A 17506-nucleotide genomic window follows, 5' to 3' on the forward strand; every position below is an offset into this window, starting at 1 on the left:
GGCCTTATAGCCTGTCATTCGCGCTGCCTGCGGGCAAGCGTTGGCTGACATCGAATATGACGTGGTCATGCTTGCCCAGCGACCGCACCCAATCGATGCCGCGATCTAGGAACTCGCGATGTGGCACCGCGAAGACGATGGCGTCATAGTTTCCGCTGACCGGTTCCACCAGCAGGTCGAGCCCGTATTCGTGGTGGGCTTCCTCGCTGTCCACGCGCGGATCGAAGACATCGATATCGAGGTGGTAGTGGCGCAGCTCATCGATGACGTCGATCACTCGGGTATTGCGCAGGTCGGGGCAATCGGGCTTGAAGGCGAGGCCAAGGACCAGCACGCGGGCATCGACCAGGTTGATCTTCTCCTGCGTCATCAGCTTGACCACGCGGCGCGCCACATGCGAGCCCATGCCGTCATTGATTCGCCGACCGGACAGGATCACCTGCGGCTGGTAGCCGATCTGCTGCGCCTTGTGGGTGAGGTAGTAGGGATCGACGCCGATGCAGTGGCCGCCAACCAGTCCCGGCTTGAACGGCAGGAAATTCCACTTGGTGCCAGCGGCCGCCAGCACTTCAGCGGTGTCGATGCCGAGGCGATGGAAGATCAGCGACAGTTCGTTGATCAGGGCGATGTTGAGGTCGCGCTGGGTGTTCTCGATCACCTTGGCCGCTTCCGCCACGCGGATGCTCGAGGCCTTGTGGGTGCCGGCAGTAATGATGCTGCCGTAAATCCGATCGATCAGGTCGGCGGCTTCGGGCGTCGAACCCGAGGTGATCTTGAGGATGGTTTCGAGGCGATGCTCGTGGTCGCCGGGGTTGATGCGTTCCGGGCTGTAGCCGACGAAGAAATCGCGATTGAACTTCAGTCCCGAGACCTGCTCGATGATCGGCACGCAGACTTCTTCGGTGGCGCCGGGATAGACCGTGGATTCGAACACCACCACTGCGCCGGGCGAGAGCGCGCGTCCCACGGTGCGGCTGGCCGATTCCAGCGGTCGCAGGTCGGGGCGCTTGGCGTCGTCGATCGGCGTCGGCACGGTGACGATGAAGACATTGCAATCGCGCAGGTCGACTTCATCGCTGCTCAACGTCAATCGATCGGCGGCAGCGAACTGTTCCGGGGATATCTCGTGGGTGCGGTCGTGTCCCTCGCGCAATTCGCGTATGCGCCGTTCCTGGATGTCGAAGCCGAGCGTGGGATGGCGCTTGCCGAATGCCACCGCCAGTGGCAGGCCGACATAGCCCAAGCCGATGACCGCAAGCTTGATCCGGTCGTATTCAACCAGACCATTTTCGATTGGACTTGGCGTGGGCATCTTCATTGGCATCCTGTCCATCCTAGACTTTCGGCACACGTCAGTTGACGGAGGTGCAGTGTACTCTTGCAGCTTCGTGTGGTTGGTCCATGCAGTACCCGGATCGCCCGTGGCACGCATCATCCCTACGCTGATCGGCTCCAGGAGTTCTTCTTGATGAAAACCACCACGCGCCTGCTCGCGCTGAGCGTCCTCTCCACGGCCCTGATCGCCTGCTCGTCGAAGCAGGGCGGCGGCCCCGGCCAGGGTGGGCAGATGCCGCCGCCGGAAGTCGGTTTCGTGGTGGTGCAGCCTTCGACGATTGCCGTCGAAGCGCAATCGTCCGGACGCCTGGCCGCCTATCGCAGCTCGGACGTGCGCGCGCGTGTCGCCGGCGTGGTCCAGCGCCGCATCTATACCGAAGGCAGCGACGTGAAGGTCGGGCAGCCGATGTTCCAGATCGATCCGGAACCGCTGCGCGCTGCCACGGCAGCGGCGCAGGCCGCGCTGGCGAGTGCACAGGCCACCTCGGCCAACGCCCACGCCGCAGCCGAACGCGCCCGTGGTCTGGCGCCGGGCAAGTTCATCTCCAGGGCCGATCTCGACAATGCCGTCGCCGCCGAACGCAGTGCCAATGCGGCGGTCAAGCAGGCCCAGGCAGCGGTGCAGTCGGCACGCATCAACGAGGGTTATGCCTCGGTGCATGCGCCGATCGCCGGTCGCGCCGGCATCGCCCAGGTCACCGAAGGCGCGCTGGTCGGGCAGGGCACTGCGACCCTGCTTACCACCGTCGATCAGGTCGATCCGCTCTACATCGAGTTCTCGGTCGGCGTGAACGATCTCACCAAACTGCGCGAGCTGTCCGCGCAAGGTGGCGGATCGCGCGAGGTCGATGTGATCCTGCCCGATGGCAGCATGTTCGATCAGAAGGCGCGTCTCGATTTCTCCGGCAGCGTGGTCGATCCCGCGACCGGCGCGGTGAAGCTGCGCGCGCTGTTGCCGAATCCGCAACATTTGTTGATGCCGGGCACCTTCGTCACCGTCAAGGCCACGCTCGCCGAGCAGCAGGGGGCTTATCGCATCCCGCAGATCGCCATCCTCCGCGACCAGCAGGGTCCGTACGTGCTGGTGGTCGGCAGCGACGACAAGGCCGCGCGCAAGAGCCTGCCGGATGGTCGCCAGCAAGGCAGCAACTACATCGTGTCCGGCGGTCTGGCGCCCGGCGACAAAGTGATCGTCAGTGGCGTGCAGCGCGTGCAACAGCCCGGCCAGGCAGTGAAGCCTGTGCCCGCAGATGCCAAACCGGCGGCGCCGGCCGCGGCCGCAGCTCCGGCCAAACAGGGATAACCCATGCCGAAGTATTTCATCGAACACCCGGTACTGGCCTGGGTCGTCGCGATCCTGATTTCGTTGTCGGGAGCGTTGGCGATCCGCAGCCTTGGCGTCGAGTCGTATCCCAACATCGCCCCGACGCAGGTGAGCGTGGGCGCGGGGTATCCGGGCGCCAGCGCCGAAACCACCGAACGCGCGGTGACGCAGATCATCGAGCAACAACTCACCGGCATCGACAACCTCGACTACTTCAGTTCGTCGAGCGCCAGTGGCCAATCCAGCATCAACCTGACGTTCAAGCCCGGCACCAATCCCGATATCGCGCAGATGCAGGTGCAGAACAAGGTGGCGCAGGCGACGCCGCGACTGCCGAGCGAAGTGGTGCAATCGGGTGTGGTGGTGGCCAAGGCCAACTCCGGCTTCCTGATGGTGGTGGCACTGCGCACCAATAATCCGTCGGTCGATCGCGACGCGCTGGCCGACCTGATCGCCTCGCGCGTGGTCGACCAGGTGTCGCGCGTGCCGGGCGTCGGCAGCACCCAGGTGTTCGGCGGCCAGTACTCGATGGCGATCTGGCTGAACCCCGAGAAGCTGAAGGCCTACGGCATGTCGGCGAGCCAGGTATTGGCGGCGGTGCGCGGGCAGAACGTGCAGTTCTCCGCCGGTACAGTCGGTGGTGATCCGTCTCCGGCGTCGCAAATGGTGACGGCAACGGTCTCCGCGGAAGGACGCTTCAGCACGCCGCAGGAATTCGAGAACATCCTGCTGCGCACCAACAGCGATGGCGCGGCGGTGCACCTGAAGGACGTCGCACGGGTGCAGTTGGCTGGCGCCTACGGTTTCAACATGAAGTGGGATGGACAGCCGGCGGCAGGTTTCGCCGTGCAGCTGGCGCCGGGCGCCAATGCACTGGCAGTCGCCGACGCCGTGAAGGCGCGCATGGACGAACTGCAGCCGAGCTTCCCCGCCGGCGTGCAATGGTTCTGCCCTTACGACACCTCGACCTTCGTCAAGATTTCCGTGCAGGAAGTGGTCAAGACGCTGTGCGAGGCGGTGGTGCTGGTGTTCCTGGTGATGCTGCTGTTCCTGCAGAACCTGCGCGCCACGTTGATCCCGACCATGGTGATCCCGGTGGCGTTGCTCGGCACGTTCCTCGGCATGTACATGATCGGCTTCACCATCAACCAGTTGTCGCTGTTCGGCATGGTGCTGGCCATCGGCATCGTGGTTGACGACGCCATCGTGGTGATCGAGAACGTCGAGCGCATCATGTCCGAGGAAGGACTGTCGCCACGCGAAGCGACGGTGAAGGCAATGCAACAGATCACCGGCGCGGTGATCGCCATCACCCTGGTGCTGGCCGCGGTGTTCATTCCCAGTGCATTGCAAAGTGGCAGTGCCGGCGCGGTGTACAAGCAGTTCGCGCTGACGATCGCCATCGCGATGTTCTTCTCGGCCTTCCTCGCGCTCGGCTTCACGCCCGCGTTGTGCGCGACGCTGCTCAGGCCGACCGCCCATCACGAAGCGCGCAACCCGATCTTCCGCGGCTTCAACAAACTCTACGATCGCATCAGCAAGACCTACGTCGGCAATATCGCCAGTGCGATTCGCCACACGCCGCGCTGGATGGCGGTGTTCGCAGCGCTGGCCGTGGCGGGTGGCTTCCTGTTCTGGAAAATGCCGGGCAGCTTCCTGCCGGAAGAAGACCAGGGCTATGCCATCGTCATGGTGCAGTTGCCGGCCGGGGCCACCTTGCGCCGCACCGATGCGGCGCTCGACGAAGTGCGCACCAAATTGCAGCAAATGCCCGAAGTCGACGGGATGATGCAGGTGTCCGGTTTCAGCTTCATCGGCGCCGGTGAAAACGCCGGTATCGCTTTCGTTCGCCTCAAGGACTGGAGCCAGCGCAAGACCACTGCCACCGAATTCATCCAGAAAGCGAACATGGTGATGTTCGGCATTCGCGATGCGCAGGTGTTCGTGATGAACATGCCGACGGTGAATGGCCTTGGCCAGTTCGGCGGCTTCGACATGTACCTGCAGGATCGCAGCGGCCAAGGCCGTCCCGCGCTGGGGCAGGCGCTGGGCGCGTTGATGGGCAAAGCCTCGCAGGACAAGACGTTGATGGCCGTGCGCCCGAATGCCTTGCCCCCTGCCGCGCAACTCAGGCTTGATGTCGATCGCCTGCAAGCGCAGTCGATGGGGCTATCAGTGGGCGACATCTACAGCTCGATCCAGTTGATGCTGGCGCCGGTCTACGTCAATGATTTCATCCAGGGCGGACGCGTCAAGCGCGTCAACATGCAAGCCGATGCGCCGTACCGCACCGGGCCGGAATCGCTGCAATCGTTCTACACGCCCTCCACCCAGACCGATGCCGCGGGCGTGCCGCTGATGATTCCACTCTCCAACGTGGTCCATGCCAAGTGGGAGATGGCATCACCGTCGTTGACGCGCTACAACGGTTTCGCCGCAGTGGAAGTGGTGGGCCAGCAATCGCCGGGCCACAGCTCCGGTGATGCGATGAAGGCGATGGAAACCATCGTCAACAAGGATCTGCCGCAGGGCTTCGGCTACGACTGGGCAGGACAGAGCTACCAGGAAATCCTCTCCGGCAACCAGACCACGATGCTGATGGTGCTGTCGATCATCGTGGTCTTCCTGTGCCTGGCCGCGCTGTACGAAAGCTGGTCGATCCCGGTCGCGGTGTTGCTGGTAGTGCCGATCGGCATCCTCGGCGCGGTACTGCTGTCCTGGGCGCGTGATCTGCCGAACGACATCTACTTCAAGATCGGCATCATCACGGTGATGGGCCTGGCGGCGAAGAACGCCATCCTGATCGTCGAGTTCGCGATCTTCGCGCAACGCGATGGCAAGCCATTGGCCGCAGCGGTACTCGAAGCCGCGCGCCTGCGCCTGCGACCGATCCTGATGACGTCGCTGGCGTTCATCGCCGGCGTGACGCCGCTGGCGATTTCCGTCGGCGCCGGCGCCAACTCCCGCCATGCCATCGGCACCGGCGTGATCGGCGGCATGCTGTTCGCCACCTTCCTCGGCCTGTTGTTCATCCCGGTGTTCTACACCACGGTGCGGCGCTTCCTCGGCGACAAGCTGGATGGACCGGTGAAACCTGAATCGCACGATTCCTGAGCACGGAGGAGCATGCAATGGGCAAGATACGCGTTGCCGGGTTTTCGTTGTCCCTCGATGGCTTCGGCGCTGGCCCGGAGCAGAGTCTCACCGATCCGCTGGGCAAGCGCGGCAGGGAACTGCACCCGTGGATGTTCGGCACCCGGATGTTCCATCAAATGATCGGCAAGCCCGGTGGCGAAACCGGAGTGGACAACGATTTCGCCGAACGTTCCATGGCCGGTTTTGGCGCCTTCATCCTCGGTCGCAACATGTTCGGGCCGATTCGCGGCGACTGGCCGGACAATGAATGGAAAGGCTGGTGGGGCGATGATCCGCCGTACCACGCGCCGACCTACGTGTTGACACACCATCCACGCGAATCGATCGTGATGGAGGGCGGGACCACCTTCCACTTCGTCAGCGATGGCATCGACAGCGCGTTGCGGCAAGCGCGCGCCGCGGCCGGAGATCTCGACGTCAAGATCGGCGGTGGCGTGTCGACCGTGCGCCAGTACCTGTTGGCCGGCGTCATCGACGAATTGCATTTCGCGATCACGCCAGTGGTGTTGGGGCAGGGCGAAGCAATGTTCACCGGCATCGATCTGCCATCACTGGGGTATCGCGTGATCGAGCACGTGCCCACCGCCGCCGCGACGCACATCATCCTCGGCCGCTGAAGCAGGCAGCGCCCAAGGCGTTGCTGCGGCGGGCTTGGCGCGATATGGATTGTCCTTGAGATAGCCATCGTTCAAGGTACCGAGGAACACGACGATGTCGTCGATATCGGCATCGCCGAGTGACGGTTTGGCGCCCGGATGCTGGCCGGCGAACGGTGCATCCATGTTGATGTTGCCGTGGTAGCGCGCCGGCAGATCGTCGTAACGGCTCACGCGACCGCGGGCATCGCGTGAATACCAGCGTTCGGGCGTGATGTCGCGCGTGGCGTAGAACGCGACGGCGTCGCGCAAGTCGTGGAAGACACCATTGTGGAAGAACGTCTTCCTCAGCGCGACATTGCGCAGCGTGGGCGTGCGGAACAGGCCGCAATATTCCGGCTGTCCGGCCTTGTCCTTGCGTTCCGGCCCGCAGGCACCGAGATCGTCGAACGCCGGATCACTGTTGCGCGCAAGCTTGGGGTTGCGCGGGACACCCAGTGCGATCAAGCCGTAATCCGAAAACACCGGAGGCGTGCCATCGAGGGCGCGCCGCGACAGGTGGCAGGACGCACAAGCGCCCTTTTTCTCATCCTCGAACAAGGCCAGCCCACGCAATTCCCGTGTGTTCAAACGCGCATGCCCCGTCAGCCACGCATCGTATTTGCTGGTGTATGGACTGAACTCGGCGTAATCCTCCTCGAAGGCACCGAGCGCGCGGGTCACCGCAGCAAAGGCATCATCGTCGCGATCCAGTGCATGTTCGCCCAATGCCTTGCGCAGATTGCCCACATACGGCGCACGTCGTACCGCCGCGGCAATCGCGGTTTTGGTGCTGGCCATTTCGAATTTCGACGTCAACGGAATCGCCGCCTGCTGCGCGCTGTTGTCGACACGGCCATCCCAGGTCAGGCCGCCGGTGGGGCCGTTGTCGATGGAATTGTCGGCTTCGTCTTCGGAATCGTGGTGGTGGTTGTCGTAGGGCGGAATGCGATTGAGATAGGTCAGCGTCGGTGGCGCCCGCAGTCCCTGGTCGCGCAGCAACGGACCGCCCATCTGTACGGCGAGGGGGTTCGATGGGTTGTAGCGATTGGCGGGATCATGGCAATTCGCGCACGATTGCCGGCCCGATGCCGAGTACGACGGATCGGAGAAGATGCGTCGGCCGGCATCGCGCAGCAATCCGGTGCGCACGCGAGCGTCTTCGTACCACGAGCCGGAACGACTTGCCGTTGCGATCATCGTGAGTACGATGGCGGACAGGATCAACGGGCGTCGCAGGCGTGACATCCGCATATGCTACAAACCCGGGATGAATTCCGCAGGAGTATTTCGATGATGCGCAGGCTTGCCAGGATCGTTCCCGTCGCCGTGGCCATTGCCGTGCTGGGGGCGTGCCAGACCACGCCGGGCAAGGGCAGCGCGGGCACTGGAATGCACGACTCCGGGCTCGATGCGATCCAGACCATCGTGGTGATCTACGCCGAGAATCGCAGCTTCGACAATCTCTACGGGAATTTCCCTGGTGCCAACGGGGTGCAACACCTCAAACCCGGACAATACCTGCAGCGTGATCGCGATGGCAGCCTGCTCCAGACATTGCCACCGGTGCCAGGGCAGGGCTTGACGGTCGCATCCGACCCGAAACAGATCACAACCGAAGCAACGCGTGGCCATCCCAATCGCGCCTATGCACTGGACGATCCGAACGGCTACGGCGTCTCGCTGGATTACAAGCTGCATGACCTGATCCATGCGTTCTACAACCAGCAGATGCAGATCAATGGTGGCAAGAACGACAAGTTTGCCGCCTGGAGCGATGCTGGTGGCGAATCCATGGGCTATTTCGATGGATCGCAAATGGCGATGTGGCAGGTTGCGCGCAAGTACGTGCTCGCCGACAACTTCTTCCACGGCGCGTTCGGATCGTCCTTCCTCAACCACCAGTACCTGATCTGCGCCTGCGCGCCGACCGACTTCAAGACCCAGGCCGACCCGAAGAAATACCAGAACAATATCTCGGTGGTGAACGACGATGGCGTCAGCCTGAAGGTCGATGCCAAGAGTCCGGCCTCGGCGCTTGATGGCCCGCCGAAATACGTTCACTACGGCGTGCTCACGCCTGATTTCCGTGCGGTCAACACGATGATGCCGCCGTACGCGCCATCGGGGAAGCCGGCGCCGAAGAACAGTGCGGAGGCACTCGACCGCATCACCTTGAGTCCGCAATCGGCCGAGACCATCGGTGATCGCCTCAGCGCTGCCAATATCGGTTGGGCCTGGTACTCCGGTGGTTGGCAGATCGCGCTGGATGGCGGCAAGGACGCGGAAAAGATCGTCTTCCAATACCACCACCAGCCGTTCAATTACTACACGCAATACGCACCCGGCACCGCTGCACGCACGGAGCACTTGCGCGATGGCGGACTGGACGGCGCGAAATTCATCGCCGACATCGACGCCGGCAAGTTGCCGCCGGTTGCGTTCTACAAGCCGCAAGGCAACCTCAACCAGCACGCCGGATACGCCAGCGTAAGCGCCGGCGACCAGCACATCGCCGACGTCATCGCGCACCTGGAACGCAGCCCGCAGTGGAAGAACATGGTGGTGATCGTCACCTACGACGAAAACGGCGGCTGGTGGGATCACGTCGCACCGCCGAAGGCTGATCGCTGGGGGCCGGGCCTGCGCATTCCATCGATCATCGTGTCGCCGTTCGCCAAGCGTGGGGTCGTCGATCACACTCAGTACGACACCGGCTCGATCCAGCGCCTGATCAACCATCGTTTCGGCCTTGTGCCATTACCCGGCATCCTCGAACGCGATGCCGCGTTGAAGGCGCATGGCGAAGCGGCGATGGGCGACTTCACTTCGGCACTGGAATTGTGGCACTGAAGATCGCGCCGATGTTGCGGGGTTTCATCGTCATGGCGCTCGCCTTGCGTGCCAGTGCCGGCGCTCCAGGCCCGATCTACGAGAACTGCGATCCGTTGACCGGCAACGGCTATCAGTCACCGAACTTCAATTGGTCGGCGGCGAGCTTTTTTTACTGCTGCGGAATTGAGTTCGGCTTGACCGGAAGCTGAAAGTTGCTGCACATCTGCAGGGACCAGGCCACCCTCCAGGTGTTCATGCCGCGTGTATTCCGCGGACAAGATGAAAAACGCCACTGAACAAAACATCAAGGCCCAGAAACCGGAAATGAACCACCACAGCCTGGATGATTCGAGATGGGGCACGTCAAGTCTTTGCTCCCATTCAAGGTCCATCACATGCTGGCGAAAGAGTTTCAATGGCTGGCACCTTGAAGAATTCCGGTCTTTGTCATGCGGTCCCCTGGACCAGTTATTCGTCGATTTCGATCCAACAAGCAACAGTGGGGTGACCTGCCACCAAAATTGGAGGCCCCGCTCTGTGGGTGTGAAAACCAGTTTTTTGAAGCAATCTTTCCATGCCTATTGGAGACACCGTAATCAGCCGTTTGGCTCCCTGGCGCTTGGCGTAATTTGCCGCGACATTCAATATTTCGATCGCCAATTTCGAGGGATGCTGTGGGCCTGGGCTGCTCCCCTGGTTCAGGTGGCCAGTCGCAGCAAATCGTGAAAGCTCCCATACCTCCTTGGAACAGGGGGGCTTCAAGCCATTCAGCAGGTTGGGGAAAACTTCCCCGAGCAGGTACGGACGAGTCGTTGGCAGCAACCTGGCGCAACCGATAATCCTTCGGTTTTCGTCCCGGGCCAGGACATAGATGGTGTCGTTGCGATCGAACTGGTCAAGTTCCAGCTCGTTGGTGGCGTCGAGTTCCCACCCAAGCTTCTCTATGAAGATGTCCCGCCGATATTTGCCCAGCTCATGGAACAAGCGGTCGGACAGGGAAGCCGCGTTCCCGAATAAGACATCCATGGACCCTTTCTCCCCCTATGCCCTGCAGGGGAAGGCTGTCAGAAACCAGCTGTCCGGATAACTGTCAGATTTGACACTGAAGTACTTGAAAGATGCCCCGCAAGTGACTTGCGAAGACAATCGAAATCCAGTATTTGTTGTCGGCTTGTGTGAATGCTTTTCTTCGTCATTCAAGCTGAATATTTGCTTCGTGCAACGGGGGTGTTTTTTGGTGCATTGCATATCGATTTTCGATTGCATCAAGAACCGTTTCTTGCCAACCAAAGCATTCCAGAACTGCTTCGAGCAAGACCGCTGTCTTGAAAGGCCCGACCTCGGCTCCGTCGTTGTCCAGGAACATGACATTGGTTCGGAGTGAGTTCTGGCGCACGAGCATTGATGGGATTCTCATCGGGTCGAAAATCCAATCCCATCCCAGGGAGATGACTGGTACGGAGGTGCTGACCCATTCCGTGTAGCCTTCGATCGTCGAAACGCTGGCACCTTCCATGGGCGTCTTCTCGTGCGCATCTTCCTCAAGGCCAGATACAAAATGCTCCATGCGAATACCGCGGAAATTTCTCAGATAGAGTTTTACATAACCATCTTGGTCGAGAATCATCATTGCATTCCTCTGCCTATCGACTCGCAGCTTAGAATTCATCCCGCGAATTTGGAGTGAACGCAATGGTCGCGTTCTCATTCCAGCTTTTCAAGTTGATATGGCTTGCGAGGCTCATGGGATGGTTGTACTGCTACCCCGAAGCAGTACAACCATCCCCCCATTGCAGGACATCTCCCCCCATGGAAGTGCACCCCGACTTCTTTCGGGTGTATTGTCTTGACGGTAACCTACCTTAGTCCGCGAACCGAGCGTACTGTCAATTCAGACAGTCAAGCGCTGCCGACGGTGCCTTGGCATGGCTGGAGATCAATGGGAGGGTGGCTTTGCGAGAGTGGAAGGAAGATCAGCTTCAAGCCCTGATTGACGGAGGCAGTCAAGAGGAACTGTTTGAAAAAATTGCCTCGTTCGGGCGTGAGATCGGATTCGAGCATTGTGCGTATGGCGTGCGTGTTCCTTTGCCAATATCAAGCCCGAAAATCATCATGCTGAACAACTATCCGCAATCCTGGCAGCGGGTATACCAGGAACAGGGTTATTTGCAAATTGATCCTGCCGTTCGTCATGGCATGTCATCGATTTCCCCCTATGTCTGGTCGGGCATTGATAAAAAAAGCGAAGAGATCCCATTTTGGGAGGACGCGAATTTCCACGGCATAGCTTCGGGGTGGGCACAACCCGTGCAGACCCCAAACGGTATCCGTGGCATGTTTACCGTTACCAGAAGTGCGGAATTGATAACAGCCGGCGAGATTCGCGATCGAATGCCGAAATTGCTATGGCTAAGCCAAGTGGCCCATTACGGGTTGGCACAACATCTGATCCAGCGCCCGAATTCCGCGCGTTTGAACAAGCTGACGGATAGGGAGCTGGAAGTCATGCGCTGGATCGCGGAAGGCAAGACTTCGAGCGAGATTGCCATCATATTGAGCATTTCCGAACGCACGGTGAACTTCCACACGAACTGTGCGATGACCAAGCTCGAAGCGCCCAACAGGACAGCGGCAGTGGTGCGTGCGGTGCTGTTCGGGCTGATTACCTAGCACTTGGCAAGAGGACATGACCTTGAACATGCTCAAAGCCTTATACGCCGGACGCGGCCCGGTGCCTCAGGATGTCATCGACGCCGTGCCATTTGATCGCCCATCGCTGATGCAAGGGCAAGCGCTCGTTGCTGTACTGGCAGCTCCGATCAATCCCAGCGATGTGCTGACCCTGACTGGCGAATACGGCATCCTGCCTCCGCTGCCAGCGGTCGGTGGCAACGAGGGAGTCGGGCGGGTTGTCGAGCTTGGACCGGACACGCATGGACCCGGGGTGGGGCAGGTCGTGCTGCTGCCCGCCGGCATTGGCACATGGGCCACACATGTTGTCGCCCCGGCGGCACAGTTGATTGCGTTGCCGAACAACGCTGATCCGCAGCAATTGTCGATGCTGACAGTCAATCCGCCAACCGCGGCTCTATTGCTGCGTGATTTTGTCAGCCTTCACAGTGGCGACTGGGTGATTCAGAACAGTGCCAATTCCGGCGTTGGAAGCTATCTCGTCCAATTGGCCGCACTGCGCGGCGTGAAGACCGTGAACGTGGTGCGTCGCGAGTCCGCAGTCGCGGGTGTAAAAGCGCTCGGCGGTGATGTCGTACTGGTCGATGGCGAAGACCTCGCTGAACGCGTCAAGGATGCAACCGGTGCCGCCGTGATTGGTCTTGGCGTGGATGCGGTCGGCGGCAGTGCGACTATGCGTCTTGCGGCATGTCTGTCCGAGGGAGCGACCATCGCGAACTATGGCGCGTTGAGCGGCGAAGCTTGCATGGTGTCTCCACGTGAGCTGATCTTCCGCGACATCGCGCTCAAGGGCTTTTGGCTTGCGCGCTGGTACCGCATTACACCTCCCGCAGAGGTCCAGGCGCTGCTTGGTGAACTCGCGGGCCTGATCGCCCAGGGCAAGCTGCACACGCCAATCCAGGCAACCTACGATGTGGCGCAAATCAAGCAAGCGATTACCGCGGCAGCAGCAGGTGAGCGCAGTGGCAAGGTGTTGATTGTGCCCAAGCAAGAAGCATGACTGGGGAGACTGGATTTTCCATTGGCAAGTCCAGGCAGCATCCATTATACTTCGCATAATGCATATTATGTAAATATACAAGGCCTGCCAAATCAATCATTTGGCCCGACTCCACGTTTCCACCAACCTTGACTCCGCCTTCCAGCGCGCATAAGGTTCACCACGCTTTTCCCAAAGGCCACCTTCCTTGGACAGTCATAGTCGATCTCGTTTACGGCGCATGAGCCGACGGAACGCCTGATCCAGGAAGTCCGTCCGCTCAGGACGGGCCCGCGATGCCGCCACAGGCATTGCCCCCAACCCAAACGATATCCGCTCCGGCTTGCCGGTCAGGACGCCTTTGGCATTTCCGTTCGTTCCGGAGAGATCGCCGATGACACCCGATGCCCGCGCTTTGCTGCCTCCGGCCCGCAATGCCATTGAAAACAACGCCAGCCAGACTGGCGCGATGCCCAATCGCGGCCGCAACCGGCCGCACGTCCATTATTCCCGCCCTTGTTCCAATCGCCGCTGAGGACGCGCCATGGTGTTTGTTCCACGTGACCGTCTCAGTCAGCGTGATGCAGCGGAATTGACCGAAGGCCGCATCCTGCCCAACGGTTACGACATCGCGGTGTTCGCGCTGGTGTTGGCTGTTGGCATTCTGTTGATCCACGGTGCCGCGGCCATGCACGCGCCGATGGCGGCACTGGATACGCACCCGGTGTCGCTCGATATCCGTCATCTGCCGGAATACGGATTGCGTACCACGCTGCGGATGTTCGCGGCGATGGCGGCGTCGCTGCTGTTCACCTTCACGTTTGCGACTTGGGCCTCGAAAAGCCGCCGTGCCGAACGCGTGATCGTGCCCGCATTGGACATCCTGCAATCGGTGCCGGTGCTCGGCTTCCTCACCTTCACCGTGACGTTCTTCATCGGCTTGGCGCCCAACAGCCAATTCGGCGCGGAATTGGCGTCGATCTTCGCCATCTTCACCAGCCAGGCCTGGAACATGGCGTTCTCGTTCTATCAATCCTTGCGCACGGTACCGCGCGATCTCGATGAGGTCAGTCGCGGCTACGGTTTCTCGTCGTGGCAGCGTTTCTGGCGGCTGGAAGCGCCGTTCGCGGCACCGGGCCTGATCTGGAACATGATGATGTCGATGTCGGGCGGCTGGTTTTTCGTGGTCGCGTCGGAAGCGATCACCGTCGGCAATACCACCGTCACCCTCCCCGGCATCGGTTCGTATCTGTCGGTGGCGATCGCGCAGAAGAATTTCGCTGCGGTGGGATGGGCCGTGTTGGCGATGGGCGTGTTGATCCTGCTCTATGACCAATTGCTGTTCCGGCCGATCGTGGCCTGGGCCGACAAATTCCGTGTCGAGATGACAGCGTCGAACGATCGTCCGCAATCGTGGCTGTACGACCTGCTGCGCCGCACGCAGTTGCTGAAGCGCGTGATTTCGCCGCTGGAGCGCGCCTGGGATCGCTTGATGCTGGTGCGTTTGTCGAAGCCGATGCAGACGCAGGCACGTGATGACGATGCCGCGTCCGGTTGGGGCGACCGCGTGTGGCAGGTGTCGATCTGGATCGCCGGCGCCATCGGTCTGTGGATCGTCTTCGAATACGCGCGCCGCACGTTGACGTGGAGCGATCTCGCCGCTGCACTCGGCGGCGGTTTCGCTACCCTGCTCCGCGTGATCGTGCTGATCGCGCTGGCGAGCGTGGTGTGGGTGCCGATCGGCGTGTGGATCGGATTGCGTCCACGCGTGGCGCAACTGGTGCAGCCGCTGGCGCAATTTTTCGCAGCGTTCCCGGCCAACGTGTTGTTCCCGTTCGCGGTGGTCGCGATCGTCTCGACGCACGCCAATCCCGACATCTGGTTGTCGCCGCTGATGGTGCTCGGCACGCAGTGGTACATCCTGTTCAACGTGATCGCCGGCGCCAGCGCCTTCCCCTCCGACCTGCGCGAAGTGTCCAGCGTCTATCGCCTGCGTTCGTGGACATGGTGGCGACGCGTGATCCTGCCCGGCATCTTTCCCTACTACCTGACCGGTGCACTCACCGCATCAGGTGGCTCGTGGAACGCGAGCATCGTTGCCGAACTCGCGCGCTGGGGCGACGACAAGGTCGAAGCCTACGGACTGGGCTCATACATCGCACACGCCACCGAAGCCGGCGACTATCCGCGCGTGGTGCTCGGTGTCGGCGTGATGGCAGTATTCGTCACCCTCTTCAATCGCGCGCTGTGGCGACGGCTGTATGTCTATGCCGAACGTCGCCTGCGCCTGGACTGAATTTCGAGAAATACACATGAACGCAATCATCGCTCCCGTTTCAGTGCAACCACTCGTCGAAGTTCGTGGCGTGCGCAAGGTCTTCGACAAGGGCACCGGCACGCCGCTGGTGGTGCTCGACAATGTCGATTTCAGTCTTGGTTCCGGCGAAATCGTCGGATTGCTCGGCCGTTCCGGTTCCGGCAAGTCGACGTTGTTGCGCACGATCGCCGGGCTGATCAAGCCGAGTGCGGGTGAAGTGCGCTATCGCGACCAGCCCGCCGGCTCACCACCGGACGATCTGGCGATGGTGTTCCAGAGTTTCGCGTTGTTCCCGTGGCTGACGGTGCTGGAAAACGTCGAGGTCGGACTGGAAGCGCGTGGCATCGCCGCGAGTGAGCGTCGGCAACGCGCACTGGCGGCGATCGATCTGATCGGTCTCGATGGTTACGAAAGCGCGTATCCCAAGGAAATGTCGGGGGGCATGCGCCAGCGCGTCGGCTTGGCACGCGCATTGGTGATGCATCCGAAAGTGTTGCTGATGGACGAACCGTTCTCCGCGCTCGATGTCCTCACCGCCGAAACGCTGCGCACCGACCTGCTCGATCTGTGGGCGGAAGGTCGCATGCCGATCGAATCGATCCTGATGGTGACGCACAACATCGAGGAAGCGGTGCTGATGTGCGATCGCATCGTGATCTTCGGTGCCAATCCCGGACGCGTGATCAGCGAGATCCATGTCACCTTGCCGCAGCCGCGCAACCGCCTCGCCCCAGCGTTCCGGGCATTGGTCGAAGACATCTATGCGCGGATGACCGCACGCGCGCCGATCTCGCATCGCGAACCGATCGCGCCGAGCGCCGGCGGTATCGCCATGCCATTGACGCCGGTGTCCTCGAACCTGCTCGCGGGTTTGCTGGAAGCAGTCGCCGCCGAGCCCTACCACGGCCATGCCGATTTGCCACCGCTCGCCGCCAGCCTGCAGATGGAGATCGACGAACTGTTCCCGATCGCCGAAGCATTGCAATTGCTTGGCCTCGCCGAACTGGAAGGCGGCGACTTGCGCCTGACGTCGGAAGGACGATATTTCGTCGAGAGCGACATCGACGGCCGCAAGCGTTTGTTCGCGCAACATCTTGCCTCGCGCGTGCCGCTGGCCGCGCACATCCGCCGCGTGCTCGACGAACGGCCGACCCATCGCGCGCCGTTGCATCGTTTCAGTGATGAGCTGGAAGACCACATGTCCGAGGATTACGCTGAAGACACGCTGCACGCGGTGATCAGCTGGGCGCGCTACGCCGAATACTTCGCCTATGACGAGGAAACAGGATTGCTCACGCTCGACAATCCGAGCTGAGTGCGTCCTCCGGCTCCGACCAGGCATTCCTAGAACCAGATGCGGAACCCCGCCACGAAACGCGCCTGCCCGCTACGCTTATCCGCCTGCCGGCGAAAATCGGCGGTGTGCCCGAATGACTGTTCGCGGGTGACGCCGATGTACGGCGCGAATTGTCGGGTGAATTCGTAGCGCATGCGCAATCCGGCTTCGGCGGTGCTCAAACCCGAACCAATGCCGCGCAGGCGATCATCCTTGCCGTAGGCGTTCACCTCGACCAACGGTTGCAGGATCAGGCGATTGGTCAGCAACAATTCGTATTCGGCTTCGAAACGCGCTGCGGTCTGTCCGCGTTGACCGACGTATGCCGTCGCCTCTATCTCGAACTTCTGCGGCGCCAGTCCGCGCACGCCGAAAGCGGCGAAACTCTGGCCAGCGCCGGGACTGGAATCATGGCGGACACCGGCCACTGCATTCCACCATGGCAACACGCTGCGGCCATAGAGCACTTCCGTGCTGGCTGCTTGAGTATGGCTGGAGACGCGCTCGCCTTCACTGCGCAGCCATACGCGATTGAGATCGGTGCCGATCCAGCCCTTCCCTTCCCAGGCCACACCCCTGCCCGGCTTGTCATTCCAGGTTTCCAGACGGTTGAGCAACAGATAACTGTGTACCGCGTTGTCCATCATGTCGTGACCGCCATGTGGCGGTGTTGCAGCAGCGCGGTCGGCATCGGTCAAGGGTGGAATCGGCATCGTGGAAGGCACCGGTGTCTTTTTCGTTACATCTTTCTTGTGCGTCGCATGGTCGTCCGCAGGCGTCGACATCTGCGAGTGGTCCATGCCCTGCATTTGGGAATGATCCATGGATTGTGCGCCCGCATGCGTTGCCACAAATGCAACGCCAACCACCGCAAACAGGTACGTCTTCGCCACCACCA

The 17506-nt window shown here is 61.3% G+C and carries 14 protein-coding genes; 9 read left to right on the plus strand and 5 right to left on the minus strand.

Annotated features, from left to right (window positions below; all coding sequences use genetic code 11):
- Positions 1–4: 4 nt before the first annotated feature.
- On the minus strand, positions 5–1312 hold the full coding sequence (locus Lysil_RS11975; protein ID WP_103076049.1) for a nucleotide sugar dehydrogenase: 1308 nt from the start codon (positions 1310–1312) through the stop codon (positions 5–7).
- Between the two features lie 156 nt (positions 1313–1468).
- Between Lysil_RS11975 and Lysil_RS11980 the strand changes: the two genes are divergently transcribed.
- From Lysil_RS11980 to Lysil_RS11990, 3 genes are read left to right on the plus strand one after another with little or no spacing between them, the layout of a single operon-like run.
- A complete protein-coding gene (locus Lysil_RS11980; protein WP_103075777.1) occupies positions 1469–2638 on the plus strand; it encodes an efflux RND transporter periplasmic adaptor subunit in 1170 nt (389 codons plus the stop codon).
- Positions 2639–2641: 3 nt separating this feature from the next.
- Complete coding sequence (locus tag Lysil_RS11985; RefSeq protein WP_103075778.1) at positions 2642–5773, plus strand: multidrug efflux RND transporter permease subunit; 3132 nt, start codon at positions 2642–2644, stop codon at positions 5771–5773.
- A gap of 17 nt (positions 5774–5790) precedes the next feature.
- The gene (locus tag Lysil_RS11990) at positions 5791–6432 is read left to right on the plus strand and encodes a dihydrofolate reductase family protein (RefSeq protein WP_103075779.1); all 642 of its coding nucleotides are present in this window, start codon (positions 5791–5793) and stop codon (positions 6430–6432) included.
- Here the strand turns inward: Lysil_RS11990 and Lysil_RS11995 are convergent.
- Positions 6364–7698 (minus strand): cytochrome-c peroxidase, encoded by a 1335-nt coding sequence (locus Lysil_RS11995; RefSeq protein ID WP_103075780.1) that lies wholly within the window; start codon positions 7696–7698, stop codon positions 6364–6366. The genes Lysil_RS11990 and Lysil_RS11995 overlap by 69 nt on opposite strands.
- A 45-nt stretch (positions 7699–7743) precedes the next feature.
- Between Lysil_RS11995 and acpA the strand changes: the two genes are divergently transcribed.
- Complete coding sequence (gene acpA, locus Lysil_RS12000) at positions 7744–9303, plus strand: acid phosphatase (RefSeq protein ID WP_205756936.1); 1560 nt, start codon at positions 7744–7746, stop codon at positions 9301–9303.
- Positions 9294–9494 (plus strand): hypothetical protein, encoded by a 201-nt coding sequence (locus Lysil_RS12005; RefSeq protein WP_103075781.1) that lies wholly within the window; start codon positions 9294–9296, stop codon positions 9492–9494. Before acpA ends, Lysil_RS12005 begins: the two co-directional genes overlap by 10 nt.
- Before the next feature lie 259 nt (positions 9495–9753).
- Here the strand turns inward: Lysil_RS12005 and Lysil_RS12010 are convergent, their stop codons facing one another.
- Both Lysil_RS12010 and Lysil_RS12015 read right to left on the minus strand, forming a co-directional pair.
- Positions 9754–10311, minus strand: coding sequence for an acyl-homoserine-lactone synthase (locus Lysil_RS12010; protein ID WP_103075782.1), 558 nt, complete (start codon positions 10309–10311; stop codon positions 9754–9756).
- Between the two features lie 166 nt (positions 10312–10477).
- On the minus strand, positions 10478–10915 hold the full coding sequence (locus tag Lysil_RS12015; protein ID WP_165782489.1) for a DUF4902 domain-containing protein: 438 nt from the start codon (positions 10913–10915) through the stop codon (positions 10478–10480).
- A 290-nt stretch (positions 10916–11205) separates the two neighbouring features.
- On the opposite strand from Lysil_RS12015, the gene Lysil_RS13605 reads away from it, so the two are divergent.
- The 4 genes from Lysil_RS13605 to Lysil_RS12035 all read left to right on the plus strand — a co-directional run bounded on the left by Lysil_RS13605 (position 11206) and on the right by Lysil_RS12035 (position 16587).
- The gene (locus Lysil_RS13605) at positions 11206–11955 is read left to right on the plus strand and encodes a LuxR family transcriptional regulator (RefSeq protein ID WP_103075784.1); all 750 of its coding nucleotides are present in this window, start codon (positions 11206–11208) and stop codon (positions 11953–11955) included.
- Between the two features lie 16 nt (positions 11956–11971).
- The gene (locus tag Lysil_RS12025; RefSeq protein WP_240600542.1) at positions 11972–12976 is read left to right on the plus strand and encodes a zinc-dependent alcohol dehydrogenase family protein; all 1005 of its coding nucleotides are present in this window, start codon (positions 11972–11974) and stop codon (positions 12974–12976) included.
- Positions 12977–13499: 523 nt separating this feature from the next.
- Positions 13500–15251, plus strand: a complete 1752-nt coding sequence (locus tag Lysil_RS12030; protein ID WP_103075785.1) for an ABC transporter permease — start codon at positions 13500–13502, stop codon at positions 15249–15251.
- 16 nt (positions 15252–15267) lie between these two features.
- Complete coding sequence (locus tag Lysil_RS12035) at positions 15268–16587, plus strand: ABC transporter ATP-binding protein (RefSeq protein ID WP_103075786.1); 1320 nt, start codon at positions 15268–15270, stop codon at positions 16585–16587.
- A gap of 29 nt (positions 16588–16616) precedes the next feature.
- On the opposite strand, the gene Lysil_RS12040 is transcribed toward Lysil_RS12035, so the two are convergent.
- On the minus strand, positions 16617–17432 hold the full coding sequence (locus Lysil_RS12040; RefSeq protein WP_240600544.1) for a copper resistance protein B: 816 nt from the start codon (positions 17430–17432) through the stop codon (positions 16617–16619).
- Positions 17433–17506: the final 74 nt, after the last annotated feature.

The organism is Solilutibacter silvestris (genome assembly GCF_002895945.1).
Taxonomy (GTDB): Bacteria; Pseudomonadota; Gammaproteobacteria; order Xanthomonadales; family Xanthomonadaceae; genus Solilutibacter; species Solilutibacter silvestris.

Bases quoted from the DNA above. Each gene is read 5' to 3' on its own strand.
- Lysil_RS12010 (WP_103075782.1), bottom strand. From the start codon at position 10,311: ATGGATGTCTTATTCGGGAACGCGGCTTCCCTGTCCGACCGCTTGTTC.
- Lysil_RS11980 (WP_103075777.1), top strand. From the start codon at position 1,469: ATGAAAACCACCACGCGCCTGCTCGCGCTGAGCGTCCTCTCCACGGCC.
- Lysil_RS11990 (WP_103075779.1), top strand. From the start codon at position 5,791: ATGGGCAAGATACGCGTTGCCGGGTTTTCGTTGTCCCTCGATGGCTTC.
- Lysil_RS12025 (WP_240600542.1), top strand. From the start codon at position 11,972: ATGACCTTGAACATGCTCAAAGCCTTATACGCCGGACGCGGCCCGGTG.
- acpA (WP_205756936.1), top strand. From the start codon at position 7,744: ATGATGCGCAGGCTTGCCAGGATCGTTCCCGTCGCCGTGGCCATTGCC.
- Lysil_RS11975 (WP_103076049.1), bottom strand. From the start codon at position 1,312: ATGCCCACGCCAAGTCCAATCGAAAATGGTCTGGTTGAATACGACCGG.
- Lysil_RS12040 (WP_240600544.1), bottom strand. From the start codon at position 17,432: ATGGATCATTCCCAAATGCAGGGCATGGACCACTCGCAGATGTCGACG.
- Lysil_RS12015 (WP_165782489.1), bottom strand. From the start codon at position 10,915: ATGATGATTCTCGACCAAGATGGTTATGTAAAACTCTATCTGAGAAAT.
- Lysil_RS12030 (WP_103075785.1), top strand. From the start codon at position 13,500: ATGGTGTTTGTTCCACGTGACCGTCTCAGTCAGCGTGATGCAGCGGAA.
- Lysil_RS11985 (WP_103075778.1), top strand. From the start codon at position 2,642: ATGCCGAAGTATTTCATCGAACACCCGGTACTGGCCTGGGTCGTCGCG.
- Lysil_RS12035 (WP_103075786.1), top strand. From the start codon at position 15,268: ATGAACGCAATCATCGCTCCCGTTTCAGTGCAACCACTCGTCGAAGTT.
- Lysil_RS11995 (WP_103075780.1), bottom strand. From the start codon at position 7,698: ATGTCACGCCTGCGACGCCCGTTGATCCTGTCCGCCATCGTACTCACG.